The sequence below is a fragment of the Vallitalea sp. genome (assembly GCF_025211055.1).
GTDB lineage: Bacteria > Bacillota > Clostridia > Lachnospirales > Vallitaleaceae > Vallitalea.
Window position 1 is genome coordinate 1 of the sequence record NZ_JAOARO010000084.1, and the last position, 21,886, is coordinate 21,886.

Genomic DNA, 21,886 nt, shown 5'->3' on the forward strand with positions numbered 1-21,886 from the left:
AATAAGCAAGTAATAGAAAGTAATAAGAGCAAAAGAGAAACCCACAAGAATTATAAGCTTACAAAACAGCTTAATCTTGCGGGGTTTACTTATTTCTTATTTAAGAGCTCAAATATCGCTATTTAACGACAGCCCCTTTTGCTATATATGTTAATAACTATTTGTAGTTATTTATAGTTTATTCCGTACCAACGAAGGCACATGTTATTGTACCATCATTACATATATTACTTATTACTAATTTATAAAGATGACCAGCATCTAGTCCAGAAGTTATCTTTAATATAATAGAGTTATCAACTTTATTATATTTAGCATTAAGTATCTCGGCAGGATTATCAATAATATAATAATTAGATATATTTTCTGCTTTTGAAATATCTAAATCACCTTCAAAAAATACTTTTAATTCAGTATTGGATAAAGCAATAGTTGAATTAACTGATACTTCCGGTTTACTAGTTGTACCAGCAAAATAATATGTTACGTTTCCTTCTGAACATATATTCTTTATATCAATTTTATATAACATACCTACTTCTAAATCAGTTGCAGTGGTAATTAAAACAGCATTATCGTAGGTAATATATTCTATATTTGTGATACCTATATGGTCATTATTGTAAATATCATAGTTTGATAGATTTGTAACTGTATATTTATTAATATTTCCATCAAAGAAAATCATTACCTTATCTGTTGATATAGCAGTTACAGATTTTATTGATATTTCAGGTTTCGGTGCTATACCTGCAAAAATTTTAGTAACTGTATTGGAGCATATATTATTTACTTGAAGTTTATATAGTATACCAGCAGCAAAATCAGTTGATGTCTTTAATATAATTGCATTACCTTCTGAATTATATTTAGCATTTAATATGTCTATAGATGTATTAGAATTAAAGGGGTGTATGTCATAGTTAGCTATATCTTCAACACTATTTATATCTACAATACCATCAAAAAATACTTTTACTTCTGTACTAGATAGTGCTATGACTGATTTTATTGTTAAGTCAGTTGCATTTTGTTCTTCAGCTAAAACTGATAAACTAAAGATTGTTGTTAATGATGCGATTAATAAAATGATACTAATAAATTTTTTCATGTCATAATATCCTTTCTTTGAATAATTTTGAAATCTTGTGCACAGAAATTTCATTGATAATATAACATATATATTGAAAATAATTTGTCGAAAGTTGTCATTATATCCGTTTTTAATATTTTAATTTTTGTGTGACACAAACTAATAGAAGAAAAAATGTTATATAATACCTGAAATTTAGATTTAGATACTATTAATATAAATATTATATATAGATTATATATAGATTATATATAGATTAGTAAGTTGTATTTAATACATATGTTATAAAATTTTAATGTTATAAAAAAACATATATTGACTATTAATTTGTTGCATGTTATTATTAATATATAAATTATAATAAAAGGCAAACTTACTGAAAAGTAAGGACGCAAAGCTAGAGTCTAAGGTAAAATACTATGACAGTTCGGCTGCTTTGAATTACATATATATTCAAAGCAGCTTTTGTTTTGCCAAAAACTAGCAAATATATAATTTTATAATTATTAGATTCCGAAAATAATAAAGCAATATTGCTTTAGTTGTAATATATTTTAATATTAACAACATAATAATAAATATCATCATGTTGACAATATTATATTCAAAATAAGACTGATAATGATTTTCCTAAGGTTAACCACGTTCCAAAAAAAACGAGGCTGAAAATAGAGAGCCTACCTCTATAAGAAAGAAGGACAGAAAACTATTATAAGAGGTGATTAGTTGAAAAAGAAGTTGTTAAAGAAATCGTTAGTGTTTTTGTTTGCCTTCATGTACTTAACGAGCAATTTAGTATATGCTCAAACAGAACAACAAGATTTAACTGGTAATATTATAATATCAGAAAATGAAACAGAAAATCCAGAAGAGCCAGTGGAGAACCCAGGAGAGCCAGTGGAAAATCCAGGAGAGCCAGTGGAAAATCCAGAAGAGCCAGTAGAGAACCCAGGAGAGCCAATGGAAAATCCAGGAGAGTCAGTGGAAAATCCAGAAGAGCCAGTGGAAAATCCAGAAGAGCCAGTGGAAAATCCAGAAGAGCCAGTGGAAAATCCAGGAGAACCAGTGGAGAACCCAGAAGAGCCAGTGGAGAACCCAGGAGAACCAGTAGAGAACCCAGAAGAGCCAGTAGAGAATCCAGGAGAGCCAGTGGAGAACCCAGAAGAGCCAGTGGAGAATCCTGAAGAACCAGCTGAAAAACCAGAAGACCCAGGAGAAAATCCAAGTGAGTCAGAGGATAAACTAGATGAATCCGAGAACTTAGATGAAATAGAAAGTGCTAGTAGAGATATGGATATGTTATCCGCTATAATGTTAAATGAAAATGAGTATATTATTAGTTGGATAATTAATAAATCTGCTACATTAGCAGTAAATCAAGTAACTGGTGCTGATGTCAAAGTTGAAAAAGAACAAAATTATAGATATAAGTTAACAGCTACAGCTAATGACGAAAGTCATAGAATTGTAGGTTGGAAAATAACAGACACTAGTAATGGTTCTGAATCAATTTTTAGTAAAAGTGATATACGTATAGGAAGAAGACCAACATTATTTAATACAGATGTTGATTATAAAGTTAACAAGAATAGAAGATATGAAGCTACTCCAATAGTTGAAACCATATATTCACTTACTGTAAATTATGATAATTCACTAGGAGAAGTATATATTGATGGTACCAAAGTAGATAATGGATATAGTGCAATATATGAAGAGGGTACTGCTGTTAATCTAAAGGCATATTCTTATCAAGGATATGAGCCACAAGATCAATTTAAAAATATGGATATTACTATTAACCAAAAAGAGATTATAGAGGTTGTGTTTGAATCTAAAGATCAGGTATATGATAAAGACTACTATCCAGCAGATGGAAGTTTTGCAGGAATAGTAGGTCATGGACATGATCCAAAGGATAATCCATTAGATGCAGGATTGAATATATCACCAAATAAAGATATATATGAAGTAGGTGACAACGTTAATCTAGAATTCAGATACAATGTGATTAGTGGTGATAATGGCGGCAATAGTTTAAATGAGGTTAAGGTATATAGACATAATACTAACAGTCCATTATTTGCCGAGAATAATTTCCCTTATACTGTTCAAGATATAATAACTATACCAAGTACTAAAACTGAGTTAGATAATAATTTTGTATTTGATGTTAGTAGTAGAACTTATTCAAAAAATCTAGAGTTTGATTTAGTAGATCAATATAATGATGATCCTCAAACAATATTAGATTCAGCTACACAAAATATCAAAGTAAGTGTTTCTAATGTATGGTTAGATGCTCCTGTACTTAATACAACAGATGTAACCATGAAGTCAGGAAAAGTATATTGGGAGAAATTAGCTAATGCAAATGATTATGATATAAAAGTATATGATGAGAATGGAGTTCTATTAAATCATAGTTTGGCTATTGAATTTGATGATGTAACTAATAGATATTATGTAATTGATAATAGTTTAACTCCAGGTACTAAATATATCTATAAAGTAACTGCAAGTAATTTATTTATGACTAGTGAAGAAGCTGAAACTGAATTAGTAACTAAAGCAGCTACTATAAAAGTATATCTTGATAATAACTTAATAAATAGTACAGATGGAAATTATGATTTTGCTAAGATTATAACTTCAATAGTAGCTGATAGATTTAATCTATCAGCTTACTCATATCGAGGATATGAATTTGACAGAATAGAAGGGGCAGCAAAAAATCATTATGAAACAGGAATAGCTGATAATATAACTATTGAAATATATTTTAATTCTAAAGAGGATATTTATGGCTATAAATTCTATTCACTAGATGGTACTGCTTATGGTGAAGAAGGAGAATTAATGGATGATGTAAGAACTGGTACTATTGAACTTGATAATCCTAGTACAGATGAAATTGATTACTCACATAGCCATACTATTACAGCAAAACCAGGTGAAAGTATCAATATTAATACTAGAATGACATGTATTGATGGAGATAATGAAGAAGCTAAATTATATGATTTATGGGTTTATGTTAATGGAGAAAAGTCAGATGATATAGGGCATATTAATATACCTTCAGATCCAGGTTTATCTGGCATTCATACACTAACAATTCCTACATGGAATGAACTTACTGATCTAAATAACCTAACTTACAAATTTGACTTAATTGATATGCATAAATATACTTGGGCAGCAAGCTTAACAGATAGTTCAAGTTTAGAAGTAGAAATTGATATACCAGAATATCATAAGATTACTGTTGTTAAAAATAATGCTGAGGTTGTTATTTCTGGACAGAAAAAAGTTCCACAGATTATAGAAGATAATTATGGTTCGGATTTATATTTAGCAGATAATGTACCAATCACATTTACTTCCAGTCCAATCAGTAGTAATTATGATAATCTAGTATGGACAGTTAATGGATTAAATGAAGACAATTATAGTATTAATGGAAATGTATTAACGATTAATAACTTTAATACCGATGTTACAGTATCAGCATCATATAGCTTGAAACAATTTACTACAACAGTTAATTACACAGAAGGTGGTAATGCAGGTGTTGTTTCAGGTGATAACTTATTAGCTCAATTGACTAGTGATATTCATACTAATATTACAATGAAAGCTGTACCAGAAAAAGATGGAACAGATGATATGTACTTAGTTAAATGGTATAGAGTAGTTGGTGAAAATAAAGAGTTTGTTTCAAATAATAAAGAAATAACAGTTCCAGTTACTAGCAATGAAACATACCTAGCTGAATTTAATATTAAGCAATTTAATATTGAGGCAAATTCCAAGATTAATAGTCTGCTTGGAGAGCTTCAAGTTGCGGTAATTCCACAAGAGTTATTAACAGATGAAATTAATAACACAATATCTTATATGAAGAAAAATAAAAATAATAAGATTACTGAGGAGTTAGCTAATAAGTGGCAGGAGTATGTTAATAACTTGGAAAGTAATTCACAAATTACTTTTGAAAAATGTGTTGCAGGAAATGATGTTAAATATGATTATGGTACTATAGTAGCGATAAAAGGTGTACCTCATAATACATTTGATGAGTTTAAGAAATGGAATGTATTAACTAATTATCCTAACCCTAGGATAGTTTTTATGAATCAAAATAGGAGACCTTTACCTTTATTCGAAGATATAGTATCTTATATATTAACTGTAGATGTAGAGAATAATGGACACCTTAATGAATTCGAGTTATCTATTGATTCAGCAGTTAGTGGTAGATATACTGGTGAATTTATAGAAGACTATGTGACAACATTTAAAATTGTTCCCGATAAAGGATACTATCCGGTTGCTTATTTAGTTAATTCTTTAGAGAATCCAAGTTCATCTATGGTAGAGTATCCTATTAGTCAAATAGATGGAGACTATTATGTAAATGTAGAAATGAATAATAATAAGAGTATGATTATAGAGTTTGGAAAAAGAGAATATAATATAAAAGCTGTGATAATGCCCGGTAAAGAAGATTGGGGTAGCATAAAACAAAATAGTGAATCATTTAAATATGTATATGGTGATAGCGTTGTAATAAAGGCTGAACAATCTAAAGATTATATTTTTGATGGTTGGTATATATTTAGTAAAGAAAATGGATATACAAGATTGAATAGTGAACTAACTTATTCGTGTAATATGGAGTTTACTGCAGAAAGAAATTTAAATATATTTGCATCATTTTTATATGCACCTCCATATATACCAGGTAATCCAGAACCACAAGAACCAAAAAAAGATCCAGAGCCAGTAAAACCACAACCTATAGAACAGCCAGCAACAGATGAGCCATTTATAGAAATACCAGAAGAACCAATTCCAGAAGGTAATTTAACTGATACTGATACAGATAATGACAAAGAAGAATTTATTGAGGGTGAAGAAATAATAGAAATCCTTGATGGAGAAGTTCCTCTAGGAACAGCTAATAAACTTCCAAAAACAGGTGGAATACCAGCTCAGTTATTCTATTTATTTGGAACTACATTCATAGGGGCAGGTATTAAGGTTATGAAAAAAAAATAATATAACAACATACATTAAAAAAGGACATTTCTCTTAACGAGTATGTCCTTTTTTAATTATTTGTTTAAATTTTAACTCTAACAGTATAATTAATAATTTTGTATATAATATTGTCTATTGTTAGTACTGCTATCTGTACTAACTATTGCAACATAGTAGAGTCCATCTTTCACTGCATCATATTGAATGATATGTGATGATTGTCCATCGCAGCTTATATTACCTTCATATATGTAATTTTGTCTAATAGCATCATATAAGAAGATAAAGTAATTTCCACTATTAAAAGGGTGGAAAGCTAGTTTTGTAGTACCGCTTTTGTCAGGTGTAAAACGGAAATAATCGTGATCTTCTGAACTAGTAAATTTACCCATAACTAATGCAGTAGGGTTTTTTAAAATATTTGCGTATTCTAAATCACCATTAAATTCAACTTCTTGATCGCCTATCCATACTGATTCTTTGATTCTTTCTCCGTATACAGCTAACTGATAGGGTAGGTTACTTCCACTGTTAGAGCTGACTTTCATAATATATTCATGGTTATATTGAAATTTAAATTCTTTTTGGTAAACACCACTAGTAGTAGCATAATCCACTATCTTATTGTTATCTGTTTTATCTAATATGTATAGATTGTAAGTGTTATTATTATTATCTATAAAGATATAAGTTATTTTTTTGGTTTCATCTGGAGTATATGAAAAATAGTCTATATCATTACTGCTACTAACAGTACCTTCAATAGGAGTTCCTAAAGTTATTACATTAGCGGTATCCCAAGTGTTATTACTTTCCTTTTCCTGACCAGTAATTTGTTCTCCAGCAGCATATACATTAAAATTACAAGAAATTACTACTAATAGCATTGCCAAACACAAACTTATTTTATTTTTTAATTTTGTTTTCATAATTTGTTAGATTCGCTCCTTATTTTTTTATTTTAGTTATTTTATAGAGTTATACTCAATAACTGTATATGAATATTATTTTTATATTAAGCTGCAGCATTAATAACTATTTAAAATATTTATGTAACTTTCATATGATAAGTAAAATTTGAGCGTTTTTATGTTGCGTTTCGATAAAATATTAATAATATTATTCTTTTTACAATCAATTATACTCTTTAATATAAATATTTCAATTATTTTTTGCATTTTTTTAATATTTATTTTATATAATAGTTTTTAAATCTATTTTCATACAATTTTCGCCAAAATACTACAAATAAAAAAGGGTATCCCACCATAGATTTTCATCTATTAGTGAGATAACCCTTTTATCTTATTGTTTTACTTATTTAGCAACAAACTTAACTGTTTTAGAAGTATTTACATTTCCAACACCAGCTTCGTCTTTGATTGAACCAGCTGATATAGAAACAGTAATCATATCATTAGTTGTAGTAGAGCCATGAGTTAATGTAAATGATTTACCATCTGAACCAGCTTCGACTTTAGTAACGGTTAATCCATCACTAAGAGTAAACTCACCTGCAGTATCACCAGTAGTTACACCTTGTACTTTTTCACTAAATGTAACTTTTGTCTGAGTCTTAGAAAGTGCAACTGCACTAGCTAATTCAGGGTCTTTGTTTTCAGTAGTTACTGTAGCGAATTTAGCACTATTGTCAGAAGAACTCATTGCAGTACCATTTTTGTTGACAATTTTACTATCATCTAATTCTATATCATATACTTTGCTACTATCAAATGGTGTACCTGAGAAGAATACACGTAATTTGTTTCCATCAGTTCCTTCAGTTCTAACTAAAGCGTCAGTTGCGGATACTGCTGAACCATTGTACTTAACGATTATATCATCAGCATTAGATGAATCTAAAGTAGATTCAATAACTTGGTCAAAGATTATGTCTAATGTATTTTTATCAATAGCAATTACACCAGATATCTTAGGACTAGTTACACCGCTATTAATTCCGCCAAAGACTGCTTCATTTCTCTTATTAGTTGTATCTAAAGAAGCAATTCCTAGAGAATCTTTGATCTTAGTAGCAGTGACAGTTACAGTATATAATTTACCTGATTCAAAAGTGTCACCAGTATAATATGCTGTCACAGATTTTTTGTCTGAGCTGACTACTACTTTATTAACAGTACCAGTGAAAGTAACATTACTATCAGATGGAGTAATACTGAAGTCAGTATTATCAAGTGCGCTTGATAAAGTAAGGGCTTCACTAAATGTAATCTTTAATGTTTGATTATTGAATAATACAGCAGATAATACTCTTGGAGCATCGTTAGCAGCTGTAGTACCAGCAAATAATGCTGAATCATTAGTACCAACTATAATTGTATTACCAGTAGTATCATCAATATTAGCAGCAGTTACTTTGTAGATAACACCTGCTGACATAGTAGCAGTAGCAAATTGTAGAGTTACAGTTTTGTTATCATCTGCTACAGATGCTTTTGTTGGATTAGCTGCATCTGCAATTTTATTACTTTGATTCTCAGTACCTGTCTCTACTGTGAAAGTAAAGTCGTTAGCGTCTACTGTATCTTTATCAATTTCTTCGTTGAATTTAACAACAACAGTATTATTATTAGTTGCTACAGCAGAACTTAATTTTGGAGCAGTTCCGTCCGCAGAACCAATTCCTGCAAATTCAGAAGTATCATTATCTTCGTCAACAACGTTTCCGCTAAGATCATTTACACCTGTTACATCAACAGTATATATCTTTGAGGATTGAATACCAGTTGTTAATACCCATACAGTACCATCAGTAACTACAGTGTCTTTAACAACTTTTGTTGGATAACCAAGTTCTGAACCAAAGTAGTAGTTGTATGGTAATTTTGCAGTAATTTTGTCCATTGGCTCGTTAAATGTTACTTTTACAGTTTTGTTATCTACTGATACAGCACCTGATACTTTTGGAGCAGTAGTGTCTTTTCCTAATCCAGCAAATAAGTAATCATCATGATCTGAATTAATTTTGTTATCTGATAAGTCTGTAACATTAGTTACGTTAACTTTGTATAACTTTCCAGCTTTATGCTCAGATGTTGTAAGAACAACTTTATTCTCATCAGTTTGTCTTTCGGCTTTAGTTATTACTAACCCTTCTACATCGTAATTAGCAATATTCTCAGCAGTAACTTTATTAACATCTTCGTCAAAAGTTAATTTAACTGAAGTGTTAGTTAAACTTACAGCAGAAGTTAATCTTGGGCTAGTTGTATCTGGTGCAAGACCAGCGAATAAGAAATCATCATTATCTGAGTTAATTATATTACCTGATACATCTTTGACTCCAACAACAACAACCTTGTGGATAGTTCCAGAAGTCTGAGCCGTAGTTGTTAATATAACTTCGTTTTTAGCAGTTTGTCTTTCAGCTTTTAGGATATTGATTCCTTCTATTGTATAGTTAGCTATGTTTTCAACAGAAGTTTCGTCCATATCTTCATTAAAAGTTAATTTAACACTTGTATTAGATAAAGCAACAGCTGATTGTAATTCTGGTTTTGCTTCGTCTTTAGCTAAACCACCAAATTGGAAACTATCATTATCACTGTTAATTATATTACCTGATAAATCTGTTACGTTAGAAACTTCAACTTTGTAGATAGTACCTTGAGTTTGAGATGATGTAGTTAATATTACAACTGTTTTGATTGGGTTTTCATCTGCATCAACGTCATAAGCTGCTTTTAATACATTTAAATCATTAATTTTGTAATTAGATGTAATAAGAGCGTTAACGTCTACTTCTTCGTTAAAGTTTAATTTTACAGTAGTGTTTGTTAAAGCAACAGCTGATTGTAATTCTGGTTTGTTAGTATCAGCATCTTTAGCAACGAATTTGTAAGAAACGCCATTATAAGTAAGAGTGTATAGAGCATTCTCTTTTAATGGAGCTGTTGTAATTCTTACCATTGTGTCATTAGCTCTTAGAGAAGTACTAAGAACATCAAAAGCTTTATTGTCTTCGTCAACTAATGTAAATACACTAGTTGATGGAGCTATTGACATAGCTTTGTTAAGAGATATGTCTTGAGTTGTTGAATTTAATGATGAAACTGAGTTAATATCTAATAAAGTAATTACGATAGGGTGACTTAATTTTTCTCCTAATGTAACATTATCACCTTTAGATACTATAGTTAATGCATCATAAGTAAGTGTTGCAAGGTCAAGAACCATAAATTCATCAGTTAAGTTAATATCACTTGCAGAGTCTACTAAACCAATTTCTTTAGCTTTTGCAGCTACTGTTTCCCAAGTATAATCGTCAGGCTCAGTGTAGCTTAAAGCTTTTAATAAGATTTTTGCATATTCTTGTGAATTAACTTCTCTGTATGGTCTGAAAGTTCCATCTGGATAACCAACAATACCTAATTCTTTAGTAGCTTTCACGTATGCCATCAATCTTTGTTGATAACCATTTTGTCCTTCTGCATCAGCAAAAGAGTCTTTTCCTTCGTAATCGAATGCTAACATTTCATCTTCAAGACCTAAAAGTCTAAGTAACATTACGATTGAACGATATCTAGTCATAGTCTTAGTACCGTCTATACCATGACCCTCACCTTTAATTACGTTTAGTTCTTCGAGTTTGTCCAGTTTCGCTTGATCAGAGACTGACGCTTCTGCAAAACTAGGAACAGTTGAAAATAATACGAATGCAGCAAGTGCAAACGCTATGACTTTTCTCATTGCTTTTTTCATTACTTCTTTTCCTCCTTATTAAATTAATTTTTAGTTTATTGAACTTTTCCTCTATAGTACCGATAGAGTTGTTCAGATTTTTTATCTTTGGTTTTATAAGTTGTTAAAGAGTAAAAAATGACAGTGCCATGTCATTAGATATGTACAACTTATATAGGTGATTGCAAAAAAATATACTTGCAATCAAGTTTTGGTTATTATGTAGACTGATTATGTTAACCATTACAATAATTATTGTATAAGACAAATTTTAAAATATCAACTCGCAAAATCTTCCAAAAGATATAAGAGGTGGTTAATATGGTTATAAATGAAGGGTATTAAAACTATGTATTTATGGGAAAAATATAGGTTATGAGTGATAAAAAATGGAAAGGATTTGGTGATAATATTACAAAAATGTAATATAAGTTTTAATAATTATAGGTATTTAGTTATACCAATATATGAGATATTTACCTAATTTTTATAAAAAGCTTTACTTTTACCAATTTATTTGGTAAAATTAAATTACAAATATTACAGAAGTGTTACAGGATGATTTAAAAAGTATTACTCGGAGGAAGTATTTATGAATGGAGCGTCAGAATATAAAGAAAATATTTTATTTAAATATAAAAAAGAAATAATATTAATATTTTGTTCCCTATTTATATTCTTTACAATAGGTAACGTATTTATTTCTAGCAAAATTGAAACTAAGGCAACAGCAACAGCCAATTCTTATAATGTTGTATATGATGGTAACAGTATGGGTATTGTATATGACAAATCTGTTGCAGATAGAGTTTATTCTATAGCTAAAGCCGAGATGAAAGATGCTAATGGTGAACATATGAAGGTTAACAAAGAACTTAAGTATTATCTTGAGTATGCTGACGATAAGCAGATTACTGATGAAGATACACTACTGAATAATCTAAGAACTGCCTTGGCAAATGATAAGGAATCATTTGAGGTAAAAGGATACATTCTTAAGATAGGTGATGATTTTCAGGTAGCATTAAAAGATGAAGATGATGTTAAGGAAGTATTGAAAAGGGCACAGAGTATGTATATTAATGAAGCAGATAATTATGATATTGACTTAGTACGTGTTCCTTATACAACATCAGTTAGAATGCCAGTAATTACTAAGAAAAATAATTACAACGAAATAGGATCAACTGAAAGAATATTCAAGACAACTTCAAATATAAAAAAAGAAAGTGCATCTGATAAGAAAGATGCAGAAATTCCTATAGAAACTGTTGGTGTTTCTTTTACAGAAACTGTTCAGATAGTAAAAGGTTTTGTTGATAGAGCAGATATAGCTAATGTTACTGATGCTACTGAACTCATTACAAAAGAAAACGAAGAAGAAAAAGTATACTCAGTTGCTAAAGGAGATACTTTATCAGAAATAGCACAAAAAAATGATATGAAACTCTCTGAATTAATGAAACTTAATCCAGGGTTAGAAAAACAGAAATATATTAATATCGGACAGGAAATCACAGTAACTGTTCCAGAGCCAGAACTATCAGTTGCTTGTGATGAAAAGATAATCTATTCAAAACCTATACAATATACAGTTGAAAAGGTAGAGAATAAGAACAAGTACAATGGTACAACTACAGTACTTGAGTATGGTATGGAAGGTGAAATGCAAGTAACTGCTGTAGTAACAAAAGTTAATGGTTATGAGCAGTCAAGAACAGTTATTGATGAAAAAGTTATAAAAGAACCAAAAGCAAAAGTAATAGAAGTTGGTATAAAACCATTCCCTTCAAAAGGTTCAACAGGTAATTTTATATACCCTGTTGTAGGAAGTATAATTACATCACCATTCGGATATAGACGTGGAGGTTTCCACCATGGTCTTGACCTAGGAGGTTTACCAGTAGGAACATCTATTAGAGCATCAGATGGTGGAACAGTAACTTTCGCAGGATGGAAGAGTTCAACTTATGGTTATACTGTAGACATCGACCATGGAAATGGTGTTATGACAAGATATGCTCATTGTAGCAAAGTAGTCGTGAAAAAAGGTCAGAAAGTATCTCAATATCAAGAGATAGCTAAACTAGGAAGTACTGGTAATAGCACCGGACCTCATGTACACTTTGAAATAAGATTCAACAATGTAGCAGCTAATCCAAAGAAATATCTCGATTAGGAAATGATTATAATGTATTTAATATCAAAACTCACCCTAGGGTGAGTTTTTTGATGTATAAGTATTGGTTTTATTTACATGAAGAGTTTTATTTGATAAAATAATAAACATAGATAATTAATTAAATCGTAATATAATGGGAATACGTGAGAGGAGAGTTAACATGTCAAAAATACTAGTCGTAGATGACGAAAAAGCAATTGTTGATATTCTGAAATTTAATCTTCAAAGAGAGGGTTACAGTGTTATAACCGCATGTGATGGTGAAGAGGGATTACAGATATTTGAAAAAGAAAAACCAGACTTAGTTTTACTTGATATCATGATGCCTAAGGTAGATGGACTTCAAGTATGTAAGCTGATAAGAAATAAATATGATACACCTATAATAATGTTGACAGCGAGAGCAGAAGAAGTAGACAAAGTTCTAGGACTTGAACTTGGAGCTGATGATTTTGTTACCAAACCATTTAGTGTAAGAGAACTAATGGCAAGAGTAAAAGCTAACCTTAGAAGAACTGTATTAGATAGTAAAGACACAAAAGATGTACATATAATGGTTTTTGATAATATGAGTATTAATGTTGATCGTTATGAAGTTAAGATAGATGATAAACCTATAGCTCTAACAGTTAGAGAATATGAATTGTTAAAATTCTTAGCAACTAGAAAAGACCAGATATTCACTAGAGAACAGCTTCTAGAAAAAGTATGGGGATATGAATACTATGGTGATGTAAGAACTGTAGATGTAACCATAAGAAGATTAAGAGAAAAAATAGAAGATGTACCTAGTAAACCAAAATTTATATTAACAAAAAGAGGAATTGGATACTATTTTAAAGGTTAATCTAGGAATTTAGGTGAGATGAGAATGAAAAGCTTAAAATGGAGAATGGTTACTATATATGTACTTCTAGTACTAATCGTGATGATCGCTTGTGGAACTATGATTGTTACACAAATTAGTAATAATGCATATAAAGAAATAGAGCGTAGTTTGAAAAAATCTATTTCCACGAGTATGGAAGCTATAGGTGAGAGTAATACCAAAGGGGATGCTATCACCAAATGGGAAAATGCTATTAAAGAGTATAGAGACAGTGAAAGAAAATTATTTTTACTTGATACCAGTGGAAAAGTAATATATGCAGAAAAAATAGTCCAAGAGACATATCTGACACCTATGGTTATGGCAGCCATTGATGATAAGACTATAAAAGAATTTGACAAAGTATATGAGAGAAATAAAGATGATGATAAAGAGTATCTTGGTTATGCAAAACCAATAAAAGTTAATGAGGAAGTAGTGGCTGTTATCTATATGTTAGCACCATCATGGCAGGTTAAGGTGAATTTATATAGTACAATCAAAATAATTATTTTAGCCATTATGTTTGCGATAATCTTATCCATTGCATTTGGATTCTTGTTTTCTAATTTCTTGACAAAACCCATTATTGCTTTATCCAATAAAGCTAGAGATATGTCAGAAGGAGATCTAGATAATCCTATTGAAGTTCTATCTGACGATGAAATAGGAGAGCTAACAAAGAATTTTAATATTATGGCAAAAGAACTTAATCATAATATAACGGAGATATCCAGTGAAAAAAATAAACTAGAAACAGTTTTTGCTCATATGACAGATGGTATCTTAGTATTTGATACTGAGGGGCTACTGATACATAGTAATCCTGCAACTAGAAAGCTTATAGGATTAACGAACAAGAATACATTCTTAGAAATATTTGGAGATTATCTAGATATTACTTATGATAGACTTCTAACGCACATAAAGGGGGGAATAAGGCAGCATATCATACGAATAAAGGAAAAGTATGTCAATCTGTGTTTTGCACCTTATTTGGACCAGAATGAGAATATTATGGGTAGTATATGTGTTATTCAAGATATAACAAAACATAAAAAGCTAGAGGAAATGCAAAAAGAATTCGTGGCAAATGTTTCTCATGAATTAAGGACTCCTCTTACAACTATTAAAAGCTATGCCGAAACATTAATTAATGGAGCATTAGATGATAGAGAGATAACAGTAGACTTTCTTAATGTGATTAATCATGAAAGTGATAGAATGACAGCTCTAGTACAAGACTTGTTAGAACTTTCAAGGCTTGATAACAAGCAGACGAAATTCAAGATGCAGTCTATTAACTTATCACATATAGTAGAAGGAAGTATCAATAAATTCCAGATTCATGCGAAGAAGAAACATCAAACAATGGTCTATAATTCAACTGAAACGGATTATAAGATTATTGGTGATGCCAATAGAATAGAACAGGTTATTAAGAATATCATATCAAATGCAGTAAAATATAGTAATGAAGGAGATTCTATAACAATAAATGTGTTTGAAGAAAGTGATTACGTAGTAGTAATGATAGAAGATACAGGAATGGGTATTCCAAATGAAGACTTGACTAGAATATTTGATAGGTTCTATCGTGTTGACAAAGCTCGTTCTAGAGCTATGGGAGGAACTGGACTTGGACTTGCTATAGCAAAAGAGATTATGGATTATCATGGTGGACATATTAATGTTACTAGTGAAATTGGGGTTGGAACCTGTTTTTATCTGTACTTTCCATATGAGGTATAGAGATTTTTATATTGTTATGTAATAGTTAACTCATTGTAATAAAATTGTAATATTTATCTAGTATAATTGTATTAGATAATAGTTGGAATATAGTTCCTTGTTCATATTCCTCTTATACTATCTATTATTCAATAACCAATTATCTTTAATAATATAGGTTAATTAGAGATATAATTAATATAATAAGAAATATTTTATGAAAGAGGTAAGCATATGTGTATAAAAACAATCAGAATAATTATAATAAGTGCATTTTTAGTCCTATGTATGCCAATAATTACATGTGCAGCCCCAGATTTTAATGGAGAGAATAGTCAAGAAACTGAGAAGTTAAGTTTCTTTGAAGAATTTCAATTAGATGAAGCTGAATTTATTTATAATGAGACTAAAGATAATATGGAAAATCATCCAATGACTGATTTATATATAGACCTTAATAAAGATATTTCCGATACTAACAAAGAAGATTCAGATGTAGTTAAGGAAGAGATAAATTCCTTTTCATATCTAAAGTTAAATAAGGGCTTTGATGTTAAGGACAGCGATGAAAATGCTCAAAAGTTAGATAGTAATTTTATTAATGTCGCACCAACATTTTCATCTACCAAGAAGATTTCTGGTAATGGTGAAGAAGGTGTAACTGTTGGTATCATGGTTTATGATAGTTGGACAGAAGATGGGAAACTCAATATAACATATCAATCTGAATATGAGACAATAGGTCTTTCTAAGATATTTGATGAAACAATTGAACTTAATACTATTGGAATTAATTATATTTGCATTGCAGTTATGAAAGATAATAATATAGAATATAGAGTTTATGTTCTTAATAGAAAAGAAGAAGAAACAAGAGAAAAACTTGAAAATATAGAAATTGAATTTAAGGTTAATCAGGAACAAGATGATGATTCTAATAAAAAAGCAACAGAAGAATCTGTTGACGATAGCTCATTCGATTTATTTAAGAATCTCAGTAGGGATTTAACTAATTAACATGATTAAAGGATTATAGAAAAAAGTAATGGTGTGATTTCCATGAAAAAAAATATACTAAAAACAGTGATCTTAATAGCATTAATAGTGTTTAGTTTATATCAGACAACAAGGTTATGGTTTGATGATTTGTCGGACCACAACCTTTTTTATGATATAATAAATTATAATACTCCTACAGAAGAAAGTAAAAAAGACGATGGATATTACTTTATTAAGCCTGATACAATGGCATTATACTCACCTGAAGAAGAATATTCCCTAATTAAAAAAACTAATAAAAAATTTCAAGAACTATTCATTAATTCTATAAACTTTTTAAAAGTAATAGTAGCTTATGGAGAAATTGTTGAGAAGGAGATTCCTACAGATGTTTTATGGAATAAAAGTAATCTACTATTAAAGTATCCATTTCTAATAGAATCTAATCTGCTAGCGAAAGACCTCAATATTAAGAATCTAGATTTTGAAAGTAATATAGATCAATTTAATGAGATTATTATTGTGCCAACAGATGGTTTAAATGAATATGTTTTTGTATATTTTATTAACGATAAATATTATAACGATATTCAAGCACTTAGAATAAAAAGAAAAGATATTGAAGTCTCTAATAATAGTCTTTCTCAATCAATGAAAGATATAGAGAAAAAACAAGTGCTTCCTAGTTTTATGTCAACCAGAAATATGGGTCTTGATTTATTTACTAATAATGTATTACTGCCAGAAAAAGGTTCTCTATATACGGATGTAGTATATTTTAAAAAACCTTTCTATTCTGAAGAAGAATTAGATAGTAATTTGTTAGAAGACTATGTTAATGGTTTTTTTAAGAATAATATTAAATGGAAATTAGCTAATGATGAAGACCCAGATAAATTTACATATACGGATGAAAGTGTTTTTGTATATTATGATACTAAAGGTGTAGTTGAATATATTAATAATGATTTTCAAAATAGAAAAGACCTATCTATAATAGACTCATACTACATAACAGAAAAGTTTATCAACAAGAAAGATAAGATTATTAATAAACAAGAATATTCATTAACTAATTATGTTGTTTCAGGTAATGAAACTAAATTTTATTTTTCTTATAAGTATAATGATATTAATGTTAATGTTCCAAAAGATTATCTAGAAACCCTTGATATGAGATATCCTATGGAGATAACCGTATTGGATGGACAAGTTATTAATTATAAGAGAATAATACTAGACTTGGAGCTAGATGATTTTATTAAACCACCTGAAAAATTCAGCGTGGATTATATTAGCGTTATAAATGGTATGTTGGAGAAATATCCCCAAGAGCAAGGAACGAAAATAAACAACATGTTTCTTGGGTATAAGATTAATTATTTGGAAGAAAACATGAAACTGAATTGGACAGTAGTTACTGATAATATAATTTTTAATAATAGTGCAAGAACTGTTGACCAAGAGTAGTGAATAAAAAATATTTTACTATTTAGTAATAAGTAGGTGTTGATATGAATTTTGGCAGGATACTAAATATTTTTATAATTTTATTTCTAATTGCTAATGTCGTGCTCTATGGAATGTATGAATATAAGAGTAAGAAAGACTATTCTATAACTTCTGAGAAAAAAGTACAACTTAGAGAAACATTAGGTAAGAATGATATTTATATATATTGTTTATTACCTGAATTTCGTCCAAGGAAAAGAATAGAAGTAAAATTTCGGAATATAGATGAAGATAAAATTAGGAAACAGTTATTTGGTAATGTAATTGTTACATATAAAAATCTAGATCACCGATATACCAAAGAAAACGAAGACCTTATTATATACCAGGGAACTAAGAAGGGTACTATATTTTATTCTAACAGTTTTGATAATCAGATAGCCGAGAATTTTGACAATTCAACAATAGAAAAGTATGGTAAGAATTTGATGAAAAAACTAACTATTGAAGGCAATATGAATTTAACTAGCTATCAGCCTGATGACAATAACAGTTATTACCAAATAGAATATAATGATAGCTATAGAGATGAAACTATATTCAGTAATACTGCAGGTATTATTTTTTATAAGAGCGGTAAAGTAATGGCAAGGGTAAAGAATCGTTATGAACCTATTAGATTTGTAGGTGATAGTAAAAAAATCTATCCCATAGATGAAGTTTTATATAAATTCATGCATAATATCAGGCAAAAGGATAATAATGAACTTATAAAAATAATGGGAATAGATATTGGTTATTATGTTGAAGAAGAAGATATTACTGATGCAAACACTATCATGAAAGCAGAACCATGGTATAGAATAAGGCTTGGTAATAATGAGATCCATTATATTAATGCGTATACGAATAAAGATACATTCTACACAAAAGGTATATTTGACCTAGAGGATGATGAAAATTAGAGTATAAAATACTACTTTTACAAAATTAGTAAAGTGTGCTATAATTTATTTTGGTTAAAAAAATACGCAGATTAGACTAGATGGAATGAAACGTCTGAAATAATAACATTTTACTGCCCAATAGTGGTAAAGTTTACTTAAGAGAGGTGTAAAAGTGGAACAACTAGTGATAAAGGGCAATACAAAGTTAACTGGTGAAGTTTTTATTAGTGGTGCAAAGAATGCGGCTCTTGCAATAATACCAGCTACAATTCTAGCCAATGATGTTTGTATAATTGAGAATGTACCATGTGTTAGAGATATTAAAGTTCTATTGCAGTCAATGGAACAACTAGGTGTACTAGTAGAATATATAGATGAACATAAAATTAAAGTAGATACCAGAAATATTCACAATCTAAAAGTTGATTATGATTATATTAAGAAGATAAGAGCATCTTATTATTTGTTAGGAGCTCTACTAGGTAAATATAGAGAAGCAGAAGTAGCACTACCAGGTGGATGTAATATAGGTAGTAGACCAATTGATCAACATATTAAAGGCTTTGAAGCATTAGGAGCAAAAGTTGAGGTTAAGCATGGTATAATTGAGGCTTTGGCAGATGATTTAATAGGTACTAATATATTCTTGGATATGAGTAGTGTTGGCGCTACAATAAATATAATGCTTGCAGCTGTTCTTGCAGAAGGAACAACTGTAATTGAGAATGCAGCAAAAGAGCCACACATTGTTGATGTAGCTAACTTTTTAAACAGTATGGGTGCTAAGATAAAAGGTGCTGGTACAGATGTGATTAAGATAGCTGGAGTAGATGAACTACATGGAACAGAATATATGATTATTCCAGATCAAATAGAAGCTGGAACATATATGATTGCTGGTGCTATAACTGGTGGAGATGTAACTGTAACCAATATAATACCTAAGCATATGGAAGCTATTTCAGCCAAGCTTATTGAAATGGGTGCAGTTATTGAAGAATATGATGAAGCTATTCGTGTTACAGCTAATAAACCATTAAAAAATATACATGTAAAAACATTGCCTTATCCAGGTTTTCCAACTGATATGCAGCCCCAAATGACTGCACTATTATCAAAGACATCTGGTACAAGTATTATGACAGAAAGTATCTTTGAAAGCAGATTCTCCTATACTGATGAATTGAACAGGATGGGAGCTAATATAAAAGTAGAAGGCAATACTGCTGTTGTTGAAGGGGTCAAGCAATTGACTGGAGCAGAAGTTGCAGCACCTGATCTTCGTGCAGGAGCAGGACTGATCTTAGCCGCATTAGCAGCTAAAGGTGAAACAGTAATAACCAATGTAGAATATATTGACAGAGGTTATGAGCATGTTGAACAAAAGCTAACTAGTCTTGGTGCAGATATTTTTAGAGTAGCAGAGAAAACTGAGAAATCAATGTTCAAGGTGGTTTAGTAATAATTAAAATAATAATAAAAAAATGGACTTTTAATAAGTCCTTTTTTAAATTGTATCAATTATATATAATAAATATTTATGAATGGATGGTAGGATGAGAATAACTATAATTACTGTTGGAAAACTAAAAGAAAAGTATCTTAAGATGGCAGTTGATGAGTACAGTAAAAGATTAAGCAAATACTGTAAGTTAGAGATTATAGAAGTGATGGATGAAAAGACTCCAGATAAAATGTCTATTACCCAGGAAATATTAATAAAACAAAAAGAAGGACAAAAAATATTAAAGAATGTAAAAGATAGCTCTTATGTAATGGCACTAGAGATAGAGGGAAACATGTTAACATCTGAGAAAATGGCAAAGAAGATAAGTAATCTAGGACTAGAGGGGAAAAGCCATATTACATTTATTATCGGTGGTTCAATAGGACTATGGGAAAAGGTCTTAGATAGAGCTGATTATAGATTAAGTTTTTCTACAATGACTTTTCCACATCAATTGATGAGAGTTATATTGCTTGAGCAGATATATAGAAGTTTTAGAATTAATACTGGTGAACCTTATCATAAGTAAGAGCGGTTTGTAGATGATGGTGATAGAAAGCATATTCATAGATTTGTGGAATGCTTTTTGTATAGGATTAAAAAATGAAAAGGAAGGTGTATAAATGAGAGTAGAAGTTAACATGGTTGTGAGTAATGCAAAAGAAGCTAGTGATTATTATGATAAATTACTAAAAGCTGAAATAATATCAAAAACTGATGAAACGACTGAAATGAATGAGACAATAATGAAACTAGGCAATATAGAAATTAGAGTCTTAAATGAAAACAAAGAATATGGATTAATTGCTCCTGGGGAAGTTGGGACAGGATCTTTATGGTTAAATCTTATTGTTGATGATATTGAAATGTTTTTTGATAATGTAGTTAGAGAGGGTGGGAAAGTAATTTCTCCTATTAAAGACTTCCCAGAAATTCCAGCGAAAAATGCAGTTTTTTCAGATAAGTATAATCATGTATGGGTAATAAATCAAAAGTATCATAAATAATTTTGGTACGTATGACATTGTATCGACATTTCAAGGAAGAGGAACAAAATATATTGTTTTGAAACTTATTTGCAACAGGCTCTTATAGAGATTGGTAATCAAAAAGCTCCAAGTGTTAATGATCTTCTAAGATTTCGCTTCAAGGTATTAAAAGAATCCCCATATACAAAGCTGTTAATGAAATGCAACCAATTAGATGAGCTTTCTCAAAGAGTTGGATAACAATCCCATGGGTTGAAGGTGGCATAAAAAAAGTGATGAAAATTAGATTGTCAGTTGTAACAAGTATTAGATTAGCTTATGATATGTATAAGAGAAGAGGCTTTCAACAAAGTAAATTAATAAGTGATTGG

At 29.9% G+C, this 21,886-nt stretch carries 13 protein-coding genes and 1 riboswitch; of the genes, 10 read left to right on the forward strand and 3 right to left on the reverse strand.

All coding sequences use genetic code 11. The annotated features are described in order from the left end of the window. Positions 1 to 178: 178 nt before the first annotated feature. Positions 179 to 1,111: a hypothetical protein gene (locus N4A55_RS11920; RefSeq protein WP_293756606.1), complete on the reverse strand. Its 933-nt coding sequence runs from the start codon at positions 1,109 to 1,111 to the stop codon at positions 179 to 181. Between the two features lie 338 nt (positions 1,112 to 1,449). Continuing rightward, positions 1,450 to 1,532, forward strand: a riboswitch (cyclic di-GMP riboswitch). A 287-nt stretch (positions 1,533 to 1,819) separates the two neighbouring features. Between N4A55_RS11920 and N4A55_RS11925 the strand changes: the two genes are divergently transcribed. Continuing rightward, the gene (locus N4A55_RS11925; protein WP_293756609.1) at positions 1,820 to 6,157 is read left to right on the forward strand and encodes a fibronectin type III domain-containing protein; all 4,338 of its coding nucleotides are present in this window, start codon (positions 1,820 to 1,822) and stop codon (positions 6,155 to 6,157) included. An 89-nt stretch (positions 6,158 to 6,246) separates the two neighbouring features. On the opposite strand, the gene N4A55_RS11930 is transcribed toward N4A55_RS11925, so the two are convergent. After that, positions 6,247 to 7,068 (reverse strand): hypothetical protein, encoded by an 822-nt coding sequence (locus tag N4A55_RS11930; protein WP_293756612.1) that lies wholly within the window; start codon positions 7,066 to 7,068, stop codon positions 6,247 to 6,249. 388 nt (positions 7,069 to 7,456) lie between these two features. After that, positions 7,457 to 10,861: an Ig-like domain-containing protein gene (locus tag N4A55_RS11935; protein ID WP_293756614.1), complete on the reverse strand. Its 3,405-nt coding sequence runs from the start codon at positions 10,859 to 10,861 to the stop codon at positions 7,457 to 7,459. Positions 10,862 to 11,432: 571 nt separating this feature from the next. Between N4A55_RS11935 and N4A55_RS11940 the strand changes: the two genes are divergently transcribed. The 9 genes from N4A55_RS11940 (at position 11,433) to N4A55_RS11980 (ending at position 21,533) form a co-directional block, all read left to right on the forward strand. Next, positions 11,433 to 13,019 (forward strand): M23 family metallopeptidase, encoded by a 1,587-nt coding sequence (locus N4A55_RS11940; protein WP_293756616.1) that lies wholly within the window; start codon positions 11,433 to 11,435, stop codon positions 13,017 to 13,019. A 163-nt stretch (positions 13,020 to 13,182) separates the two neighbouring features. Further along, a complete protein-coding gene (locus N4A55_RS11945; RefSeq protein ID WP_293756618.1) occupies positions 13,183 to 13,869 on the forward strand; it encodes a response regulator in 687 nt (228 codons plus the stop codon). A gap of 24 nt (positions 13,870 to 13,893) precedes the next feature. Then, a complete protein-coding gene (locus tag N4A55_RS11950; protein WP_293756621.1) occupies positions 13,894 to 15,642 on the forward strand; it encodes an ATP-binding protein in 1,749 nt (582 codons plus the stop codon). Between the two features lie 213 nt (positions 15,643 to 15,855). Continuing rightward, on the forward strand, positions 15,856 to 16,638 hold the full coding sequence (locus N4A55_RS11955; protein ID WP_293756624.1) for a hypothetical protein: 783 nt from the start codon (positions 15,856 to 15,858) through the stop codon (positions 16,636 to 16,638). 42 nt (positions 16,639 to 16,680) lie between these two features. Then, positions 16,681 to 18,090: a hypothetical protein gene (locus N4A55_RS11960; protein ID WP_293756626.1), complete on the forward strand. Its 1,410-nt coding sequence runs from the start codon at positions 16,681 to 16,683 to the stop codon at positions 18,088 to 18,090. Positions 18,091 to 18,134: 44 nt separating this feature from the next. Next, a complete protein-coding gene (locus tag N4A55_RS11965) occupies positions 18,135 to 19,037 on the forward strand; it encodes a hypothetical protein (protein ID WP_293756628.1) in 903 nt (300 codons plus the stop codon). 154 nt (positions 19,038 to 19,191) lie between these two features. Next, positions 19,192 to 20,478, forward strand: coding sequence for a UDP-N-acetylglucosamine 1-carboxyvinyltransferase (locus N4A55_RS11970; protein ID WP_293756630.1), 1,287 nt, complete (start codon positions 19,192 to 19,194; stop codon positions 20,476 to 20,478). Positions 20,479 to 20,575: 97 nt separating this feature from the next. Next, complete coding sequence (rlmH, locus tag N4A55_RS11975; protein ID WP_293756632.1) at positions 20,576 to 21,055, forward strand: 23S rRNA (pseudouridine(1915)-N(3))-methyltransferase RlmH; 480 nt, start codon at positions 20,576 to 20,578, stop codon at positions 21,053 to 21,055. Positions 21,056 to 21,149: 94 nt separating this feature from the next. Beyond that, a complete protein-coding gene (locus tag N4A55_RS11980) occupies positions 21,150 to 21,533 on the forward strand; it encodes a VOC family protein (protein ID WP_293756634.1) in 384 nt (127 codons plus the stop codon). Positions 21,534 to 21,886: the final 353 nt, after the last annotated feature.